At 56.4% G+C, this 19,756-nt stretch carries 17 protein-coding genes; 13 read left to right on the top strand and 4 right to left on the bottom strand.

The window, feature by feature from the left end; translation table 11 throughout:
- Window positions 1-2 precede the first annotated feature (2 nt).
- From betA to SCU88_RS12330, 3 genes are all read left to right on the top strand, one after another.
- Entirely contained in the window at window positions 3-1,691 is a 1,689-nt protein-coding gene (gene betA / locus SCU88_RS12340; RefSeq protein WP_138097546.1) for a choline dehydrogenase, read from the top strand.
- Between the two features lie 224 nt (window positions 1,692-1,915).
- Window positions 1,916-2,944, top strand: coding sequence for a DNA (cytosine-5-)-methyltransferase (locus tag SCU88_RS12335; RefSeq protein ID WP_175340477.1), 1,029 nt, complete (start codon window positions 1,916-1,918; stop codon window positions 2,942-2,944).
- Window positions 2,941-3,852: an NgoMIV family type II restriction endonuclease gene (locus tag SCU88_RS12330; RefSeq protein ID WP_431810002.1), complete on the top strand. Its 912-nt coding sequence runs from the start codon at window positions 2,941-2,943 to the stop codon at window positions 3,850-3,852. The genes SCU88_RS12335 and SCU88_RS12330 overlap by 4 nt, the downstream gene beginning before the upstream one ends.
- 403 nt (window positions 3,853-4,255) lie before the next feature.
- Here SCU88_RS12330 and SCU88_RS12325 read toward each other — a convergent pair whose 3' ends face one another.
- From SCU88_RS12325 to SCU88_RS12315, 3 genes are all read right to left on the bottom strand, one after another.
- Window positions 4,256-4,798 carry an Ail/Lom family outer membrane beta-barrel protein gene (locus tag SCU88_RS12325; protein WP_175340476.1) on the bottom strand — a complete coding sequence of 181 codons (543 nt, stop codon included), beginning with the start codon at window positions 4,796-4,798 and terminating at the stop codon, window positions 4,256-4,258.
- A 266-nt stretch (window positions 4,799-5,064) separates the two neighbouring features.
- Window positions 5,065-6,714 (bottom strand): alpha,alpha-trehalase, encoded by a 1,650-nt coding sequence (locus SCU88_RS12320; RefSeq protein ID WP_138099249.1) that lies wholly within the window; start codon window positions 6,712-6,714, stop codon window positions 5,065-5,067.
- A gap of 169 nt (window positions 6,715-6,883) precedes the next feature.
- Window positions 6,884-7,681 (bottom strand): DNA-binding transcriptional regulator, encoded by a 798-nt coding sequence (locus SCU88_RS12315; RefSeq protein ID WP_175340475.1) that lies wholly within the window; start codon window positions 7,679-7,681, stop codon window positions 6,884-6,886.
- A 325-nt stretch (window positions 7,682-8,006) separates the two neighbouring features.
- Between SCU88_RS12315 and SCU88_RS12310 the strand changes: the two genes are divergently transcribed.
- The 8 genes from SCU88_RS12310 to SCU88_RS12275 all read left to right on the top strand — a co-directional run bounded on the left by SCU88_RS12310 (window position 8,007) and on the right by SCU88_RS12275 (window position 16,034).
- On the top strand, window positions 8,007-9,674 hold the full coding sequence (locus tag SCU88_RS12310) for a bifunctional 3-(3-hydroxy-phenyl)propionate/3-hydroxycinnamic acid hydroxylase (RefSeq protein ID WP_175340474.1): 1,668 nt from the start codon (window positions 8,007-8,009) through the stop codon (window positions 9,672-9,674).
- Window positions 9,675-9,676: 2 nt separating this feature from the next.
- A complete protein-coding gene (gene mhpB / locus SCU88_RS12305) occupies window positions 9,677-10,624 on the top strand; it encodes a 3-carboxyethylcatechol 2,3-dioxygenase (RefSeq protein WP_175340473.1) in 948 nt (315 codons plus the stop codon).
- A 15-nt stretch (window positions 10,625-10,639) separates the two neighbouring features.
- The gene (gene mhpC, locus SCU88_RS12300) at window positions 10,640-11,503 is read left to right on the top strand and encodes a 2-hydroxy-6-oxonona-2,4-dienedioate hydrolase (RefSeq protein WP_175340661.1); all 864 of its coding nucleotides are present in this window, start codon (window positions 10,640-10,642) and stop codon (window positions 11,501-11,503) included.
- A 10-nt stretch (window positions 11,504-11,513) separates the two neighbouring features.
- A complete protein-coding gene (gene mhpD / locus SCU88_RS12295; RefSeq protein ID WP_175340472.1) occupies window positions 11,514-12,299 on the top strand; it encodes a 2-keto-4-pentenoate hydratase in 786 nt (261 codons plus the stop codon).
- Window positions 12,296-13,231 carry an acetaldehyde dehydrogenase (acetylating) gene (locus SCU88_RS12290; protein WP_175340471.1) on the top strand — a complete coding sequence of 312 codons (936 nt, stop codon included), beginning with the start codon at window positions 12,296-12,298 and terminating at the stop codon, window positions 13,229-13,231. Before mhpD ends, SCU88_RS12290 begins: the two co-directional genes overlap by 4 nt.
- Window positions 13,228-14,235: a 4-hydroxy-2-oxovalerate aldolase gene (gene dmpG, locus SCU88_RS12285; protein ID WP_175340470.1), complete on the top strand. Its 1,008-nt coding sequence runs from the start codon at window positions 13,228-13,230 to the stop codon at window positions 14,233-14,235. The genes SCU88_RS12290 and dmpG overlap by 4 nt, the downstream gene beginning before the upstream one ends.
- 85 nt (window positions 14,236-14,320) lie before the next feature.
- Window positions 14,321-15,544, top strand: a complete 1,224-nt coding sequence (gene mhpT, locus SCU88_RS12280) for a 3-(3-hydroxy-phenyl)propionate transporter MhpT (RefSeq protein WP_175340469.1) — start codon at window positions 14,321-14,323, stop codon at window positions 15,542-15,544.
- Between the two features lie 235 nt (window positions 15,545-15,779).
- Window positions 15,780-16,034, top strand: a complete 255-nt coding sequence (locus tag SCU88_RS12275) for a hypothetical protein (protein ID WP_175340468.1) — start codon at window positions 15,780-15,782, stop codon at window positions 16,032-16,034.
- 28 nt (window positions 16,035-16,062) lie between these two features.
- On the opposite strand, the gene SCU88_RS12270 is transcribed toward SCU88_RS12275, so the two are convergent.
- On the bottom strand, window positions 16,063-16,959 hold the full coding sequence (locus SCU88_RS12270; RefSeq protein ID WP_175340467.1) for a LysR substrate-binding domain-containing protein: 897 nt from the start codon (window positions 16,957-16,959) through the stop codon (window positions 16,063-16,065).
- Window positions 16,960-17,105: 146 nt separating this feature from the next.
- Between SCU88_RS12270 and SCU88_RS12265 the strand changes: the two genes are divergently transcribed.
- Window positions 17,106-18,092: an NAD-dependent epimerase/dehydratase family protein gene (locus SCU88_RS12265; protein WP_175340466.1), complete on the top strand. Its 987-nt coding sequence runs from the start codon at window positions 17,106-17,108 to the stop codon at window positions 18,090-18,092.
- Window positions 18,093-18,386: 294 nt separating this feature from the next.
- Window positions 18,387-19,751 (top strand): colicin-like pore-forming protein, encoded by a 1,365-nt coding sequence (locus SCU88_RS12260; protein ID WP_431810001.1) that lies wholly within the window; start codon window positions 18,387-18,389, stop codon window positions 19,749-19,751.
- Window positions 19,752-19,756 lie beyond the last annotated feature (5 nt).

The following is a 19,756-nucleotide window of genomic DNA, read 5'->3' as shown; positions in this document are numbered from 1 at the left end:
ACGTGGAATTTGATTACATCATTATCGGAGCCGGATCCGCAGGTAACGTACTGGCAACCCGTTTAACCGAAGACAGCGACACCACGGTTCTGTTACTGGAAGCGGGGGGCCCCGATTACCGTTTCGATTTTCGTACCCAGATGCCCGCCGCCCTGGCGTTTCCGCTCCAGGGGCGACGCTACAACTGGGCCTACGAGACCGATCCCGAGCCTTATATGAACAACCGCCGCATGGAGTGCGGTCGTGGTAAGGGGCTGGGCGGCTCTTCGCTGATCAACGGCATGTGCTACATTCGCGGCAACGCGATGGATCTGGATAACTGGGCCAAAGATCCCGGTCTGGACGACTGGAGCTACCTGGACTGCCTGCCTTACTACCGCAAGGCGGAAACCCGTGATATCGGCCCTAACGACTGGCACGGCGGCGATGGCCCGGTATCGGTCGCCACGCCGAAGAACGGCAATAACCCGCTGTTCCACGCCATGGTGGAAGCCGGGGTGCAGGCGGGCTACCCGCGCACTGACGATCTCAACGGCTACCAGCAGGAAGGCTTTGGGCCGATGGATCGCACCGTGACGCCATCCGGACGCCGCGCCAGCACCGCACGCGGCTATCTGGATCAGGCGAAAAAGCGCTCTAATCTGACTATCATTACCCACGCCATCACCGACCGCATTCTGTTTGAAGGCAAGCGCGCGGTGGGGGTCGAATTCTATGAGGGCGAAAGCAGCACTATCATCAGTCAGGCCTCGGCGAAGCGCGAAGTGCTGCTGTGCGCCGGGGCCATCGCTTCGCCGCAGATCCTGCAACGTTCCGGCGTCGGCCCGGCGGACTTCCTGCAAAGCATGGGGATTCCGCTGGTTCACGACCTGCCAGGCGTAGGGGAAAACCTGCAGGATCACCTTGAGATGTATCTTCAGTACGAGTGCAAAGAGCCGGTCTCTCTCTATCCGGCCCTGAAGTGGTGGAATCAGCCGAAAATCGGCGCCGAATGGCTGTTCGGCGGTACCGGCGTCGGCGCCAGCAACCAGTTTGAAGCGGGCGGTTTTATTCGCAGCCGCGAGGCGTTCGAATGGCCGAATATTCAGTACCACTTCCTGCCGGTTGCCATTAACTACAACGGCTCCAATGCAGTGAACGAGCACGGCTTCCAGTGCCACGTTGGCTCCATGCGTTCGCCAAGCCGTGGCCGGGTACGTCTGAAATCAAGGGATCCGAACGAACATCCGAGCATCCTGTTTAACTACATGTCCAGCGAACAGGACTGGCAGGAGTTCCGCGATGCGATTCGCATTACCCGTGAAATTATGAACCAGCCTGCGCTGGACAAATATCGCGGACGTGAAATCAGCCCCGGTGAAGAGTGTCAGACCGACGAACAGCTCGACGAGTTTGTGCGCAACCACGCCGAAACGGCATTTCACCCGTGCGGTAGCTGCAAAATGGGCAGTGACGAGATGTCAGTGGTGGACCACCAGGGCCGGGTGCACGGCATGGAAGGGCTGCGGGTGGTGGATGCTTCTATTATGCCGCAAATCGTCACCGGTAACCTGAACGCGACCACCATTATGATTGGCGAGAAAATTGCCGACCGTATTCGCGGCCATCAGCCCCTGCCGCGCAGTGAGGCAAAATACTACGTGGCGGGCGATGCGCCGGTGCGCAAGGCGCCGATGCGTAAGGCTTCCTGAGTTCATTGTCGTTGACCAACCCCGGCATGCCGAGGTTGGTCAACGAATGTCCGGGGTATAAAAGGTTCATCGCGGATGGGGATTAGTACCATAACGGGGAAATGATAACGGATTTTCCTTGCAATGTGCTCCAGTAACTCACTCTTACTGTTGTTGCACCCATTCCTTATGCCGCTTTCACCTGTTAATATCATCAGTGTTCTTGGTTAAGTTATGAGACAAAGATGCGTACAATCGAAATGTGTGCCGGTGCTGGAGGTCAGGCATTAGGCCTCCATAATGCAGGTTTTAAACATAGTGTTCTCATTGAGATAGATGAGTATGCATGCGCTACACTTCGCCATAATAACGAGACATTAAACCTCGATTGGGGACCCGTTTTACAGGGCGATCTGCGTCGTTTTGCTGAAGAAGAAGCCTCTAAGTACCAGGGACAGGTAGAACTTGTTGCAGGTGGCGTACCTTGTCCACCATTCAGTAAAGCTGGTCTGCAACTGGGGCAGGATGATGAGCGGGACCTTTTCCCGGCAGCACTTCAGGTTGTCCGTGCGGTCAAACCGCTTGCCGTAATGATCGAAAATGTTGCTGGCTTAATGGACAAAAAATTCGCACCATACCGGGATCTTATCCAGAACGAACTTGAGGTACTGGGTTATAAATCGGAATGGCGTCTGTTGCATGCCAGTGATTTTGGTGTTCCTCAACTACGCCCGAGAGCGATTCTGGTTGCGATAGATGCCCCCTGGTTTGATAAATTCAGATGGCCTGAAGCCACCACGACCACACCGGTCAGCGTAGGAGAAGCTCTTTACGATTTAATGTCGTCCAAAGGCTGGAAAGGTGCCACGCGATGGAAAGAAATGGCTAACAATATTGCGCCTACTCTTGTCGGCGGGTCGAAAAAACACGGTGGACCAGACCTTGGGCCATCACGCGCCAAGCGCCAGTGGCAAGCACTTGGTATCTATGCACATCGCGTAGGGGGTGATCACGAGATCCCTGGTCCTGATTTTAAAGGTGTACCTCTACGTGACGGTTCCTACAGAGCGGGTTATGAAAATATGCCTTTACTCAATGTGCGTATGGCGGCACGGATACAGGGGTTCCCTGATGAGTGGGCATTTGTTGGTTCTAAAACACATGCTTACAGGCAGGTAGGTAATGCATTTCCGCCACCGGTTGCACAGGCTGTCGGGGAATGCATACGTGATGCTATTTTTTCTATACAACAAGCAAGGAGCGACGCTGCGTGAAAGGGAAAGGGTTAATATCTCACCAACGAGATCAGTTTCATCGTATGCTTATAGAACAAAGGACGTTGGCTGTTTCAAGTTTTAACAAATATGGTGAAGCTTGGATAGCAAGTAACGCTGATACAGGGCAACGTACAAGTGTTCTCTTGTCTAACATGCTTTTCAAAAAAATCACTACTCGTTTGAATATTATTCCTGAAATTTTTGACAAAAAGAAAGATGGGCAAACTGCAGGTAATGAGTTTGAAGCAGCATGTGCATGGTTTTTAAATTCCACATTCCCCATGCTGGACGGGTTACGCCCAGGGAAATGGAATGTAGAACAAGTTCGTCACCGTAGCGAAGCCGTTCTCGGTAAATTCGAACAATACTCACACCTTTCTGAGCTATCGTTACTCGCACAGGAAAATAAAACGCTGAGAAACTTTCTTGGAGATGGCTATACGGTTTCACCAGATGTCATCATTTCAAGAAAGCCTGAACTTGACGAAGATATTAATGACGCGACCATTATTGTCGATGCTGAAAGCAGTCGAAACACCATGCTACGAATGGAAAACCATAAAGATAAAGTTCGTCCTCTTCTTCATGCCAGTATCTCCTGTAAATTCACAATGCGTTCCGATCGGGCACAAAACACCAGAACTGAAGCACTAAATTTGCTTCGGACCAGAAAGGGTCGGGCGCCGCATATAGCCTCTGTTACAGCAGAGCCGATGTCCAGCCGCATAGCTTCTTTAGCACTGGGCACTGGCGACATGGATTATGTCTATCATTTTGCTCTGTACGAATTGATGGAATGCTGCCAGGAATTAGAATTAGAAGAAAGCCTGGAACTGCTTACTACCATGATCGATGGTAAGCGTTTGAGGGATATCAGCGACCTTCCGCTGGATCTTGCCATATAGTTAACAGGCTGGAGTGACTCCGGCCTGTAACATATCATCTCTTTTATCTGTCAGTTGCTGTGTGGCGGCTGCGATCCTGCTGCTAACTTCTGACGTCGCATTTTTAGTTTTTCACTGCATTTCTCATTGTTGGCGAGCACGCTTTCAGGCAATTCAGTCTGACGGAGTCTCCCTAATGAATGCAGTGCAGGCTCAGGAAAGTGCTCTGCCGCCGCCGTTCCGACCACAGCGTTAATATCCGGGCAGCCGTTTACGAGCCGTAAATAATCAATAGATGCAAATGTCAGACGCGATGCGCCTGTTAGGGTGCGGCTGGTAACAGGGCCTTACAGGCGCATATGAAAAACCTCCGGCGATTCCGGAGGATATTTATTTCCTGCTTATCGGATATTATTTTCAACTATCAGAAACGATAACCTACACCCACATTCCATGTGCCAACCTGAATATCGCCTGCGGCGCCGTATTCATAACCAGCATCAATAACCCAGTCCTGATAAGGGTTAAACTGCAAGCCTGCGCCGTAAATAAACAGGGAGTCATCGCTGGTGCTGTGTTTATGCGCGGTATTATATTTACTGCGCGCATAGCCATAACCGATATCGCCATAGACGCTGACCCAGTCATTAATACGATAGGTCGGACCCGCTTTTACCGAAAAGTAGTGGTGGTTACCGTGTCCATCACCTGCGCCATGGCGGGCGCTGTCGCTAAAGGAGCTACCGGTATAGGTAATACCGCTCATCAACCCCCAGTTATCGTCGAACTCATAGCGGTACTGCAACTGGGCGCCTTTGGCGTCATCGCCGTGGCTGTGGTTAAAGTGGCTTTGCGCATAGCTTAATGAAACGCTGCTATCACCGGCTGCGGCATTTGCGGATACTGAGACGGAACCTAATGCCAGCGCCAGGGCCATAGCGGATACGTAAGTTATTTTTTTCATCATGATTACCTTCTGCTTTCTTTTTTAATTGATACATCACCCGGGTGTTGATGTATTTATTTTGTAACGCGCAGCAGGTTTAGGTTTAACATTTTGTGATGGTATTGAATTTTAATGCCCGGGCGTTGATGTTCTGTTGATGCTATTTTTATCGCCTTTGGCTGATGACCGCACTTATTGCCTGTTATGTCATTTTTTGTATAAAGGCGGGAAAAAAGCAGGGGAATAAAATAAGCGGCGCGGCAATCAGGTCACGCCGCTTATTTTTATTATGGCTCGCCGTATAAGCCAATCAGCCGCCTTACCACGCCGTTGGTCCAGCCAAAACCGTCCTGTAGCGGGTATTCGCCGCCGCCCCCTTCGTGGGGCATGGCGTCAGCGATATGGTATTTTTCAATCAGCTTATGGTGGCTGCGATAGACATGATTGACGGTCTTCAGCCAGCGGCGGGCGATATCATCCGCCAAATCGTCATGACCGTAGCGCTTAAAGCCCTGAATCGCCATCCACTGTAGCGGCGCCCAGCCGTTGGGTTTATCCCACTGTTCGCCGGTCTGATATTCGGTGGCCAGGATGCCTCCGGGGGTCAGCAGCCGCTCCTGTACCGCGGTTTTCATGCGCTCCGCCTGGGCATGGGTGGCGAGTTCGGCGTAGAGCGGCACTATCCCGGCGGCCGAGAAGATGCCCGGCTGCTGACGGCGCCAGTCGTAGTCGCGAAAGCAGCCCGCCTCTTCGTCCCACAGATAGCGGGTGATAGCGGCGCGCCTTAGCTCCGCCCGCTGGCGGAATTGCGCTTCGGTTGCTTTGTCCTTCTCCAGCGCCGACAGATTGGCGATGGTGGTTTCCAGCTTGTAGAGAAAGGCGTTGAGATCCACCGGAATAAACTGGGTGGTACGGATGCTGGCCAGCCGGTCGCTGTCCCGCAGCCAGCGTGATGAATAGTCCCAGCCGGAAGCGGCTCCTGCCCGCAGATCCCGGTAGACCTGGCCGGGAGGGCGCCCGGACTGCAGGGCGGTTTCCACATCCTCACGCCAGGATTCGTCGCGCGGCGTGTCCCTGTCGTCCCAGTAGCGGTTGAGCAGCGTGCCATCCGGCATACAGACCACGTGGCGGTAAGCCTGGTTCAGGGAGAGCGACCCGGCGCCATCCATCCAGAAGGCGTACTCCATATGCAGATGGGGCAGATAGCGACGGGCGCCCCGTACGCCGTCTTCTTCGAACAGTTCCACCATCAACGCGAACACCGGCGGCTGGGAGCGTCCCAGATAGTAGGTGCGATTGCCGTTCGGGATATGGCCGTAGTTTTCAATCATCCACGCGAAGTTATCCGCCATACAGCGCAGCAGATCGTCGCGACCGCTTTCGCTCAGCCCCAGCATGGTGAAATAGGAGTCCCAGTAATAGGCCTCGCCGAAACGGCCTCCGGGCACCACATAGGGTTGAGGCAGTGCCAGTAGCGATGACCAGGGCAGATGTTCGTGCGGCTCCCGGGTCAGCACCGGCCACAGGCTGTCGATATGCTCTTTCAGTGAATGATCGGGGTTAGAGACGTATTCGCTATGATGGCTTTCCGGCATCCAGAAGTGCTGCTCCACAAAGCGGCGCAGATCGAAATCGGGTTTGCGGCGAACCTTACGGTAGCGAATCAGAATATCAAGCGGATCCATTTTTGGCGCGCAATCGGGAAAGGTTTTGCTGTCGACAAAGATGCGCGCCGCCTGCACATGTTCAAACAGTTCCAGGTAGCGATCCGCAGGCGTCAGAGCGTCGGAGGCCGGCAGCCCCTCAATCATCTCCGGTTCCGGCTCCGCTTCAATCATGGCATCCAGTTTTAATTCGCAGGGGTCGAGCTCAAACAGAATCTCTTCTTCGGCATCCACTTCCGACATTCCCACAACGTTTAATTTCTGGTTGGGCATGGTGATAATGACCTCCGGACTGCTGTCGTCATACAGGGGCTCAAGGCCCCGGCTACCTGTTAAGCGTAGCATTCACCGGGTGAGGGGGCGTTTTGGATTTGCCTGAATCCCCGGCGATTTCAGACGCAGCGTGGCGGCTATTGTGTAACATAACCTGTAGCGGAGTGGGTTAACTGGCCGCCCGCTCCTCATTCAACCCCTCGCCAATCCTCTCCGCCACCCGTCTCAGCGCTGCCAGATGGCGCTCTACCGCCTGTTCCACGCTCATGGCGCTGGCGATCCAGATAAGATTCAGGCTACCAATGGCTCGGCTGCCGTGATAGAGCGGTACCGCGATGGCGGCAATTTTCTCTTCCCGCTGCCAGCCCCGGTAGTTTTCGCCATAGCCGTTGGCGCGAATACGGCGCAGCAGTTCTGCCAGCCGCAGCGGCTCCCGGGCCAGCTGGTTTTCATCGCCGGGCTTTCGCGCCAGCAGTTCGATAATCCGCTCCCGTTCGTTATCCGGGCAAAACGCCAGCCAGGTGAGTCCGGCTGCGGTTAACAGTAGCGGCAGGCGACGACCGACCATGGAACGGTGGAAGGAGAGGCGGCTAAAACGGTGGGTGGTTTCGCGCACCACCATAGCGTCGACGTCCGGAGTGCAGACATCGGTGGGCCAGACCACGTCGCTAAGCAGATCCCCCAGCAGCGGCGCCGCCAGTGATGAAACCCAGTGTTCATCGCGAAAGCCTTCGCTCAGCTCTCGCACTTTCAGGGTCAGCCGGAAGCTGTCATCCGACGGACTGCGGCGCAGATAGCCTTCATGGACGAGGGTTTCCAGCAGTCGCCGCACCGTGGTGCGATGCAGTCCGGTCATGCGCGCCAGTTCGCTGGCGCTGGCGCCGCCGTCCAGGTGATTCAGGGTATTGAGCAGGGTCAAACCGCGAGTCAGTCCGCGTACATTTTTGTAATCGGCATTGTGATTCATATCACTAAATCCTGAATAAATCGTTATAAATCATTCGAGTGCACCAGGTGCACACAGCATGACTTTTTCATTGTCGCCTTTGATACGTAAATGTTAAAGATATTTAACACGAAAATAACAATAACTCTGACCCTGCACCGCAAATCGCCCCGTCGCGGGTAATCCGACCCGCTGACTCCACGCCTTTCGGTGCTGTCGACCTGAAACGACGCCGCGTCTGACCACAAAAGGCGCGCGCAACAAGCAACCCGGCTTTTCCTTCCGCCTGCGGGAGAGGGCCGCCCCTTGCCGAAAATCGGCGGGGAGAGCGCATGGAGGTAATGCAATGACTCAAACAACGCCGGATATCGCTCCGGGTAACGATTACCGCTGCGATGTCGCCATTCTGGGCGCCGGACCGGTGGGGCTGACCATCGCCAACTATCTGGGCCAGATGGGAATTCAGGTGCTGGTTATCGAAAAACTGGACCAGTTGATCGACTATCCACGCGCCATCGGCATCGACGATGAAGCGCTGCGCGCCATGCAGTCCATCGGACTTATCGACCAGGTGTTGCCGCACACCACGCCGCGCCATGCTATGCGCTTTCTCACTCCGAAAGGGCGCTGCTTTGCCGATATCCAGCCAGGGACCGATGAGTTTGGCTGGCCGCGCCGCAACGCCTTTATTCAGCCGAAGGTAGATGCCGAGTTGCACCGCGGTCTGGCGCGATTCCCTAATGTGGAGGTGCTGTTTTCCCGGGAAGTGACCGAATTCAGCCAGCACAAGGACGCCGTAACGCTGGCGATGACCTCGCCGGAAGGGCGCCGCGAACAGGTTCAGGCCGGGTGGCTGGTGGCCTGTGACGGCGGCAGCAGTATGGTGCGCCGGGAACTGGGCATCTCGTTTGAAGGTAAAACCGCCCCCAATCAGTGGATCGTGATTGATATCGCCAACGATCCGCTGGGCACGCCGCATATCTATATGTGCTGCGACCCGGTGCGTCCCTGGGTATCGGCCGCGCTGCCCCACGGTGTGCGCCGCTTCGAATTTATGGTGATGCCGGGAGAAACCGAAGAGCAGCTCAGTCAGCCGGAAAATATGCGCCGCCTGCTGGAAAAAGCGTTGCCGGATCCTGACCGGGTGGAGCTGATTCGCCAGAGGGTCTACACCCACAACGCACGTCTGGCCGGACGCTTTCGCGAAGGCCGCATCCTGCTGGCGGGAGACGCCGCCCACATCATGCCGGTGTGGCAGGGCCAGGGGTACAACAGCGGTATCCGCGATGCCTTTAACCTGGCCTGGAAACTGGCGATGGTAGTGCAGGGCCAGGCACGAGATACGCTGCTGGATACCTACCAGCAGGAGCGCCGCGACCACGCGAAAGCGATGATCGATCTTTCGGTCACTGCGGGTCACGTACTGGCGCCTCCGAAGCGCTGGTTGGGGACTTTGCGTGACGCTGTCACCTGGGCGATGAACGCGCTGCCGCCGGTTAAACGCTACTTCCTGGAGATGCGCTTTAAACCGATGCCGCGCTATCACAGCGGCGCGCTGGTACTGCCGGAAAAAGGCGCCAGAACCACGCCAGTCGGCAAGATGTTTATTCAACCGCGGGTGACCAGAACCAATGGCGATAGCGCCTTACTGGACGACCTGATCGGCCCGAACTTCGCGGTGGTGGGCTGGGGCACCAATCCGTTGCACTGGTTGAGTGAAGCTCAGGCAGCCCGCTGGCAGGCCAGAGGCGCGGTCTTTATTCAGGCGGTGCCGGATGAGCAACTGGCAAATTGCCGGGGTGAGGACCAGGGGCCGCTGTGGGCAGGCGACAGCGAAGACAGGCTACGTCAATGGTTCGCCGCCATCCCGGACTCCATTGCGGTGCTACGCCCGGACCGTTTTGTGGCGGCCACCGCCATTCCCCAGACCCTGGGAACGACCCTGGACGCCCTGGAGCGCGCCATGACCCTGACCCAACCCGAAATTCAACAATCTGTCGATAAGGTGGCCTGATCGTGAACGCTTATCTGCACTGTCTTTCCCATACTCCGCTGGTGGGCTACTACGACCCGGCGCCTGAGGTACTGGCCGAAGTGGAACAGACCATCGCTCAGGCCCGGGCACGCATTGCCGCCTTCGATCCTGAACTGGTGGTGCTGTTTGCGCCGGACCACTACAACGGCTTTTTCTACGACGTGATGCCGTCGTTCTGCCTGGGCGTGGGTTGCCACGCCATTGGTGACTTTAAGAGCCTGGCAGGCCCGATTTCAGTACCGGCCGGTCTGGCCGAAACCTGCGCCGCCCGGCTGATGGAGCAGGATATCGATATGGCGGTCTCTTACTGCATGCAGGTGGACCACGGTTTTGCTCAGCCGCTGGAGTTTCTGTTAGGCGGGCTGGAAGCGCGCCCGGTGCTGCCCATCTTTATTAACGGGGTGGCGCCGCCGATGCCCGGTTTTCGGCGGGCCCGTCTGATGGGCGAAGCCGTCGGCCGTTTTACCCGTTCGCTGAATCAACGGGTGCTGTTTCTGGGATCGGGCGGGCTTTCTCACCAGCCGCCGGTGCCGGAACTGGCAAAGGCGGATGCCCATATGCGCGATCGGCTGCTGGGCAGCGGCAAACAACTGCCGCCGGACGAACGCCAGAAGCGCCAGAGCCGCACCATCAGCGCCGCTAAAGCCTTTGTGCAGGACCAGAACTCTCTCTATCCCCTGAATCCTCAGTGGGATAACCACTTCCTTGACCTGCTTAGCGACGGCCAGACCGAAACGCTGGACGCGATGAGCAACGACCAACTTTCTACCCTGGCCGGTAAGTCCAGCCATGAAATTAAAACCTGGGTGGCGGCCTTCGCCGCGCTTTCCACCTTTGGCGGCTATCGCACCGAAGGGCGCTATTACCGCGAGATCCCGGAGTGGATCGCCGGTTTCGCCTCGCTGAGCGCCGCCCCGAGCCATGAATAACTGACCTGGAGAATAATCATGACACAACCGCAAACCGAAGCCGCCACCAGCCGCTTTGTTGAGATTGAAGAGGCAGGCCAGACCCTGCGAATTCACTATAACGACTGCGGCAGCGGCGATGAAACCGTGGTAATGCTGCACGGCTCCGGCCCGGGCGCCACCGGTTGGGCTAACTTCAGCCGCAATATCGATCCGCTGGTTGAGGCGGGCTACCGCGTGATCCTGCTCGACTGTCCGGGTTGGGGCAAAAGCGACACCATTATCAACGACGGTTCGCGCTCCGATCTTAACGCCCGGGTGCTGAAGCAGGTGGCGGATAAGCTCGACTTGTCCAGGGTGCATCTGCTGGGCAACTCGATGGGCGGCCACAGCGCCGTGGCCTTTACCCTGAGCTGGCCGGAACGGGTCGGCAAACTGGTTCTGATGGGCGGCGGCACCGGTGGAATGAGCCTGTTTACCCCAATGCCGACCGAAGGGATCAAGCGTTTGCAGAAGCTGTATCGCGAGCCGACCATCGAAAATCTGAAACTGATGATGGACATCTTCGTCTATGACACCAGCGACCTGACCGATGCGCTGTTCCAGGCGCGGCTGGATAACATTCTGGCGCGCCGCGACCACCTGGAAAGTTTTGTTAAGAGCAGCGAGCTGAATCCGAAACAGTTCCCGGACTTCTCCCCACGCCTGGGGGAGATCAAGGCTCAGACCCTGATCGTCTGGGGCCGCAACGATCGCTTTGTCCCTATGGATACCGGTCTGCGTCTGCTTTCCGGTATTGCCGGATCCGAACTCCACGTCTATCGCGACTGCGGCCACTGGGCCCAGTGGGAACACGCGGACAACTTCAACCAACTGGTGCTCGACTTTTTACGCCGATAAGGGGGGCAGAATGACGAAGATAGCCGAACAGCTAGCCGCCCAACTGCGCGAAGCGGAACAGCACGGGCAGCCCATCGCGCCGCTGCGTGAGCAGATAGCCGGGCCGGAAGCAGCCTATGAGATCCAGCAGATCAACGTGGATTACTGGCAGCACAAAGGGCGCCGGGTGGTGGGGCGCAAGGTGGGGCTGACTCATCCCCGTGTTCAGCAGCAACTGGGGGTAGATCAACCGGACTTCGGCACCCTGTTCGCCGATATGTGCTACGGCGATAACGAAACCCTGCCGTATGACCGGGTGCTGCAACCGCGCATCGAAGCCGAGATCGCCCTGGTGCTGGGCCGGGATCTGCCGTCGCGCGATACCACCTTCGCGGAGCTGTGCGATGCCGTCGCCTGGGTGATGCCTTCGCTGGAAGTGGTGGGCAGCCGCATCCGCGACTGGTCCATCGCCTTTGTGGATACGGTGGCTGATAACGCTTCCTGCGGTCTGTATGTGCTGGGCGGCCCGTCGCGGCCGCTGGCGGGGCTGGATCTGCGCGACTGTGCGATGACCATGACCCGCAACGGCGAAGTGGTTTCCGAAGGTCGCGGTAGCGAATGTCTGGGGCATCCGCTAAATGCGGCGGTGTGGCTGGCCCGCAAAATGGCGAGCCTGGGCACGCCGCTGCGGGCCGGGGATACCATTCTGACCGGCGCCCTGGGGCCGATGGTGGCGGTACAGCCGGAAGATCGCTTCGAAGCGACCATCGAAGGTATTGGTACGGTGGCGGCAACATTTTCTAAGGAGCAGGCATGAATAAGATTCGCGCGGCCATTATCGGTTCCGGCAATATCGGCACCGATTTGATGATCAAAATTCTGCGCCACGGCGAGCATCTGGAAATGGCGGCCATGGTGGGTATCGATCCCAACTCCGATGGTCTGGCCCGGGCGCGCCGCCTGGGTGTTGCCACCACTCACGAAGGGGTGGATGGCCTTATCGCCATGCCAGAATTCGCCGCTATCGACGTGGTGTTCGACGCTACCAGCGCCAGCGCCCATATTCACAACGACGCGAAGCTGCGCGCCGCGAAACCGGGCATTCGGGTGGTGGACTTAACGCCGGCGGCTATCGGACCTTACTGCGTGCCGGTGGTTAACCTGGAGTCGCACCTCGATAAGGGTAACGTCAATATGGTGACCTGTGGCGGTCAGGCCACCATCCCGATGGTGGCGGCGGTCTCCCGGGTTGCCAAAGTGCACTACGCCGAGATCGTGGCTTCTATCGCAAGTCAATCGGCCGGACCGGGCACCCGCGCCAATATCGATGAATTTACCGAAACCACCAGTCGGGCGCTGGAAACCGTCGGCGGGGCTGCGAAGGGCAAGGCGATCATCATCCTTAACCCGGCGGAGCCGCCGCTGATGATGCGCGATACCGTTTATGTGCTGTGCGAAGAGGCGGACCAACGGCAGATCGCCGCCTCGGTGGCAGAGATGGCGGCGGCGGTACAGGCCTGGGTGCCGGGGTATCGTCTGAAGCAGCAGGTGCAGTTCGAAAGCATAGTGGCGCAGTTACCGGACGTGGGTAATTTCTCCGGACTGAAAGTTTCCATCTACCTGGAAGTGGAAGGGGCGGCCCACTATCTTCCCGCTTACGCCGGGAACCTCGACATTATGACCTCCGCCGCGCTCGCTACCGGCGAACGTATTGCGCAGGCGCTTGCCACGAAAGGAGGGGCAGCATGAGCAAACTTTATATTTCCGACGTGACCCTGCGCGACGGTATGCATGCCATTCGCCATCAGTATTCACTGGATAACGTGCGCCAGATAGCCGCAGCGCTGGATAAAGCCGGGGTGGATTCCATTGAAGTGGCCCACGGCGATGGCCTGCAGGGCTCCAGCTTTAACTACGGCTTCGGCGCCCACAGCGACCCTGAATGGATTGCCGCCGCCGCGGAATCGGTCAGCCAGGCGCGTATCGCCACGCTGTTGATCCCGGGGATCGGCACTATCGAAGACCTTAAACTGGCGTACCAGGCCGGTGCCCGGGTAGTGCGGGTCGCTACCCACTGTACCGAGGCGGATGTCTCAAAGCAGCATATCGCCTGCGCCCGCGAGCTGGGAATGGACAGCGTCGGCTTTCTGATGATGAGCCATATGACCAGCCCGGAACATCTGGCCAGTCAGGCGAAGTTGATGGAAGAGTACGGCGCTACCTGCGTCTATGTGGTGGATTCAGGCGGCGCCATGAATATGGACGACATTCGTGCCCGTTTCCGGGCGCTGAAGGCGGTACTGAAGCCGGAAACCGAAACCGGGATCCACGCCCATCACAACCTGAGCCTTGGCGTGGCCAACTCCATCGCCGCAGTGGAAGAGGGAGCCAACCGGGTGGACGCCAGCCTGGCGGGTATGGGGGCCGGGGCCGGAAACGCGCCTCTGGAGGTGTTTATCGCCGCCGCCAGTAAAATCGGCTGGCAGCACGGCTGCGATCTCTACCAACTGATGGATGCCGCCGACGACCTGGTGCGCCCGCTCCAGGACCGCCCGGTACGGGTGGATCGCGAAACCCTGGCGCTGGGCTATGCCGGGGTTTACTCCAGCTTCCTGCGCCACAGCGAAGCGGCGGCGCAAAAGTATGGCCTGAGCGCGGTCGATATCCTGGTAGAACTGGGTAAACGCCGGATGGTGGGCGGCCAGGAAGATATGATCGTCGACGTGGCGCTGGATCTGAAAAATCGCGGCTAAGCCGCTATAACAGGCGCGGGGGCGATGTACTTCCGCGCCGTATTGCACTTATCTCATTACCTCACCTGTATAAAAGGCACTCCCGATGAAACAGAATCACCGTAAGTCCGATGGCCGCCTGGCGCTCACCATCGGCCTCTGCTTTCTGGTTGCACTGATGGAAGGGCTGGACCTCCAGGCCGCGGGCATTGCCGCCGTTGGAATGGCGGAGGCGTTTTCTCTGGATCGCATGGCGCTGGGCTGGGTGTTCAGCGCTGGCATTATTGGCCTGCTGCCCGGGGCGCTGGGCGGTGGCTGGCTGGCGGACCGCTACGGGCGAAAAATCCTGCTGCTGTGCTCGGTCACCCTGTTCGGCCTGTTTTCGCTGGCGACGGCGCTGGCGTGGGAATACTACAGCCTGCTGTTCGCCCGGTTGATGACCGGTGTCGGTCTGGGGGCGGCGCTTCCTAATCTGATTGCCCTGACGTCAGAATCTGCCGGTCCGCGACTGCGTGGAATCGCCGTTAGCCTGATGTACTGCGGCGTGCCGCTGGGGGCAGCCCTGGCGGCGGCTATCGGAATGGGCGGTATCACTTTTCCCTGGCAAACTGTGTTTTGGGTCGGGGGCGTGATACCGCTGTTACTGGTGCCGCTGCTGTATCGCTACCTGGATGAATCCCGGCAGTTCAGGGCCCGGAGGGTGGAGGATGGCGGTGCATCGTTAACCGCCTTGCTGCGGCCCGGCGCAGTCAGCGCCACGCTGCTGCTGTGGGCCAGCTACTTTTTCACGCTACTGGTGGTCTATCTGCTGATTAACTGGCTGCCGGTGCTGCTGGTCGATCAGGGATTCAGCCAGGGTCAGGCGAGCCAGGTCATGCTGATGCTGCAATTTGGCGCGGCGTTGGGCACCCTGGCGCTGGGGGCGTTGATGGACAGACTGTCGCCACTGGCGATGGCGCTGCTGATTTACTGCGGCATGCTGGGATCCCTGCTGGCGCTGGGGATGACTTCGCGCTTTGACACCATGCTGATGGTGGGCTTTGTGGCGGGGCTGTTTGCCACCGGCGGTCAGTGCGTGCTCTATGCGCTGGCTCCGCGTTTCTATCAGACCGCGATACGCGCAACCGGGGTAGGGGCCGCCGTGGCGGTTGGGCGACTCGGCGCCATGACCGGTCCGCTACTGGCCGGAAAAATGCTGGCCGCCGGGGCCGGGACCGCAGGCGTGATGGCGGCATCGGCCCCTGGCATTCTGGTGGCCGGGCTGGCGGTTTTTTGGCTGCTGGGGCGTGGAAATCGTTATTCAGAGGGGGAGGCGGTGCAGCAAGGCTAAATCGCTGGCGCCGGAAGTGGATTCCGGCGCTATCCTTCAGCCGTGATATTGAAACTCCACCGTTAACTGCTAAGGTTGCAACAGGTCTTAAATTTCTTACTGGTGGGTGAAATTGAGCATAAAATCAATCAGCTATTTGCTATTACCTCTGCTTTTATCGGGCTGCGCGCAGAAAAGCCTGAAGCAGGGAGATGATACGGCACCGGCATATTCCCCATTGATGCGGCTGGAATGTGTGAATCAACAGGGAACGCCGCTGTCGGCATTGATGGATGCCAGAAATCAGACGGTGACGATTTCGAATAAGAGCTACCGTTTTGTTGAACCTGTCGATAAAGATGCGGATACCCGCATTATGACGTTTCAGCGTACGGAAAAGGGCAGCACTTCCCGCGTTGATTTCGATATGGGGAAAACCGGGCATATTCCCCTGGTTATCGACCGTGCCGGACAAAAGCAGGCGTTTCGCTGCCAGTCGTCCAGGGCGTGACGCTACACTGACGGACTGACTATAAACCTTACCTAAGCTGCGCGACCAGCCAGTCAATAAAATGCCTGACCCTGGGAGAAAGCTGGCGGCGGGTGGGGTAAACCACGCAGATGGGAAATTCCGCCGTTGAATATTCCGCCAGTACCGGCCGCAATATCCCTTGCTCAATATCCTGTTCAATCAAAAATCGTGGCAGACAGGCGATACCCAGTCCCGATCGCGCGGCATCGCGAAGCGCGCTGGCGTTATCGCTGAGCAGAAAAGGTTTTATGGCAACGGAAACAGGGGAGCCTGCGCGGGTCTGAAGAATCCATGTGCGCTGGTGGTGGCGTGAGCCGGATACCAGTTGTTGATGATTCGCCAGCTCGTCAATCGACTCTGGCGTTCCCCGGCGGGCCAGGTAATCGGGGGAGGCGCATAGCCGGGCAGACGAGCGAGCCACCACACGCATAATAAGATCGGACGATACAGAAGGTGCGCCAAAGCGAATGGCAACGTCGTATCCTTCTTCCACAATATCGATGACGCGATCGGTAAACTGAGTCTCCGCAGAAACCGTTGGCCAGCGTTCAAGGAAGCTCGCCACAATGGGCAGAATCACCTGACGTCCGTAAGCTTCAGTCGCCGTTATCCGCAAAACGCCGTGGGGGGCTGCTCCGGCGCGTTGAATCTCTGTCTGCGCTTCTTCAAGGTCGGTCAGGATCTGCATTGCCTTAGGAAGAAAAAGTTGTCCATCCGCCGTCAGGCCGATCCTGCGGGTGGTTCGGTGAAGCAGCCGGACCCCCAGCAACTCCTCCAGTCGTGCAATAGATTTACCCACCGCAGAGCGGGAAAGACCAACCCGCCGCGCTCCCTCCACAAATGAACCACTGTCAGCAACGGCCACAAAGGCCTGTAATGCTCCGATATCCGCCAGCTTTTCCATCTTTACTCCCACCTTGCAGGGTTATGCCCCAGTCTGGGGACGCAAATTCCCTAATTAAAGCGTTAGGCTGTTATTGAAGAAAAATATGGCATGCATGCTGTGCCATACACAAGCAATGACGGCGTAATCCATTTAAGGAGAACCACATGAATCAAAAAAACGTTCTGGTCACCGGAGCTAACGGTTATATCGGCAATGCGGTTGCAAAGGCTTTCAGCCGGGCCGGGTGGAAAGTCTATGGGTTGATTCGACGCCCTGAGTTGGCCCAGGAACTGGCCCGGCAGGAGATATTTCCCGTTATCGGCTCTCCGGAAAATCTCACTTTTATGGCGCAGATAAGTGATGTGGCGTTCGATGTCATCGTGTCGAACACCGAAGATCAGCATGACGCCGCCGGGCATCTTGCTAAAGTTCGTACCATGATGGATGCGCTTGTTGCATCCAGTGAGGCCCTGGGCGTCCGTTCTCTTGTGATGTTTTCCAGCGGATGCAAAGACTACGGCAGGATGAGCGAAAAGCATGGCGATCCGACGCTGGCTCCCCATAGCGAAAATAGCCCGATAAATCCGCCGGATGTGCTGCTCCCCCGTAGCAACCTGTGCAGCAATCTTCTTGATAAGCGCCGGACGCCCTTTGATGTCGTGATATTACGCCCGACTATTGTCTATGGGCACTCATCGAGCTATTACGGCGCGCTTTTCGAGCTGGCGGCGAATAGTCAGGGCACGCTCTCGCTGATGGCCGACCCCAATGCCGTCATGCACGCCTGTCACGTGGATGATTGCGCAGAAGCCTACGTCATGCTGGCGGAACATCCCGACCAAAGTCAGGTTGTGAATCAGGTGTTTAACATCTCGAATGCCCGCTATGAGACGGCACGGCAAATTGGTGAAGCCCTGGCCCGCAGTTACGGGCTGGCGCTACAGTTTGTTTCCCCGGAGCAGGGAAAGGTCGAGCACTTTAACTCCGCTCACGGGCTGGCCAATTTCTGGCAGTGGGTCGGCTCTGACAAAATTCGTCGCGTAACCGGTTGGCAGACTCGTCGTCCCTCATTTGTCCAGGGCCTGGAGCAGTATCGTCTGGCGTATGAGGCAACGCTTGTCGGTGACGATAGCGGGGCAACCTGCGTTTAACGTTCGCCACAATCAGCGCCATGGTTCGAGCGGCAGAGGTGATAAAGCGTGTAGCGTGTGTTCCAGAACATGATACAGACGCGGATCATCGGTGCGCGATACATTAAATCGCACAAAGCACTGGGCGAAAGAGTTGCCTGATCCTTATTAGAATGGCATTCCTGAGCATTAACACTGCGGTATCATCCGTCAGATCTTAAAATTAAAAAAACCATGTAATTGACATGGGTAAATATTAATGATAGGACGCTAAATATATAATCAGTACTTAATAAAAACAAGGAGGATACATATATGCCTGGATTTAGTTATGGGGGCTTTGGTGACGGTACAAACTGGAGCTCCGAGCGAGGAAGTGGTCCGGAACCGGGCGGGGGTTCCCGTGGTAATGCGGGTGGGAGCAGTAGCGGGAATAAATCGTCCCCGGCACAAAAACAGATAGACGCCATACGCGCTGACAAAACTGTCAGAACAAAATTGTTAAACCTGATGATGGCCGCACGAAAAATAAATCCTTCGGTGCGTATTTCAGTGATCAGAATCACCCCTGAGGGGGTTATGGTGCTGGATCTGGAGGGGATCAATGCTACCCAGGCCAAACAGATTGGTCTTACGGGCCTGATTATGGGTATATCCGTACCAGGATATACCGGTGTGATTGGGGATATTGAAACAGGGCATAAATATTCCCTGAAAAATCCAGAAAAGCACTATTTCACAGAGGGGGGAACCTCTCTGCAAAGAGTCATGGAGGGAAGTGGAATTGATAACACGCCTAAAATATATCGAGACTGGGGATCTCATGATGAAAGAAACTATTATTACTTCGGCAAGTCAATGCCTATGCGGTTAATTAACCATATTACAGTAATAACAGATAAGGATATTGAATCCTATACAGTATATTTTAATGAAAAACATGTTTTGGCTCGCTATAAAATTGAGGTTAAAAATGCTGATCTCAATCATATGACGGTCACTCCTCTTTCACCTGGCAGTCCTTTATGCACTCCCGATATTGCCAAAAAAGCTGTCCGGGAATTTGCGTCAGTAAAGCAAGAGGCTGATAAAGAGGTGTTATTGAAAGCTAGTGAGGTTATTATTAGCATGGGGGAAAAGGTAGGAGGTTATCTTGGTGAAAAATATAAGGAGCTCTCGCGAGAAATTGCCGATAATATCAAGAATTTTCAGGGGAAAAGGATTCGCAGCTATAATGATGCTATGCGTTCCATGAATAAAATGATGGCTAATCCAGGGCTCAAATTCAGCGCGGCGGACAGAGAAGCCATTGTGAAAGCATGGCAATCGTTTAATGCTGATGATATGGGAAACAGATTTGCAGCCCTGGGAAAAACTTTCAAGGTGGCGGATTATGCTATGAAGGCGGAGAAAGTCAAGCAAAAGAGCATTGAAGGTTACCGAACAGGCAACTGGGGGCCGCTGATGATGGAAGTGGAGTCGTGGGTTGTCAGCGGTATTGTCTCCTCTGTTGCTTTGGGCGTTTTTTCCGCAACGCTTGGTGCAATGTTGATCGCTGGTAGCACTTCTGCAGTTATCGGCGGCCTCATAGGCATTATTATCGCCGGTGCATTGGGAGCATTTATTGATGAAAAAATAATTGATAAGTTAAATAATGAAATTATTCGCCCAGCGTACTAATCAAG

It is taken from the genome of Jejuibacter sp. L23 (assembly GCF_050815825.1).
Taxonomy (GTDB): Bacteria; Pseudomonadota; Gammaproteobacteria; order Enterobacterales; family Enterobacteriaceae; genus Jejubacter; species Jejubacter calystegiae.
Note: the sequence above shows the minus strand (reverse complement) of the source record. Positions and strands in the feature narration are given on the sequence as shown.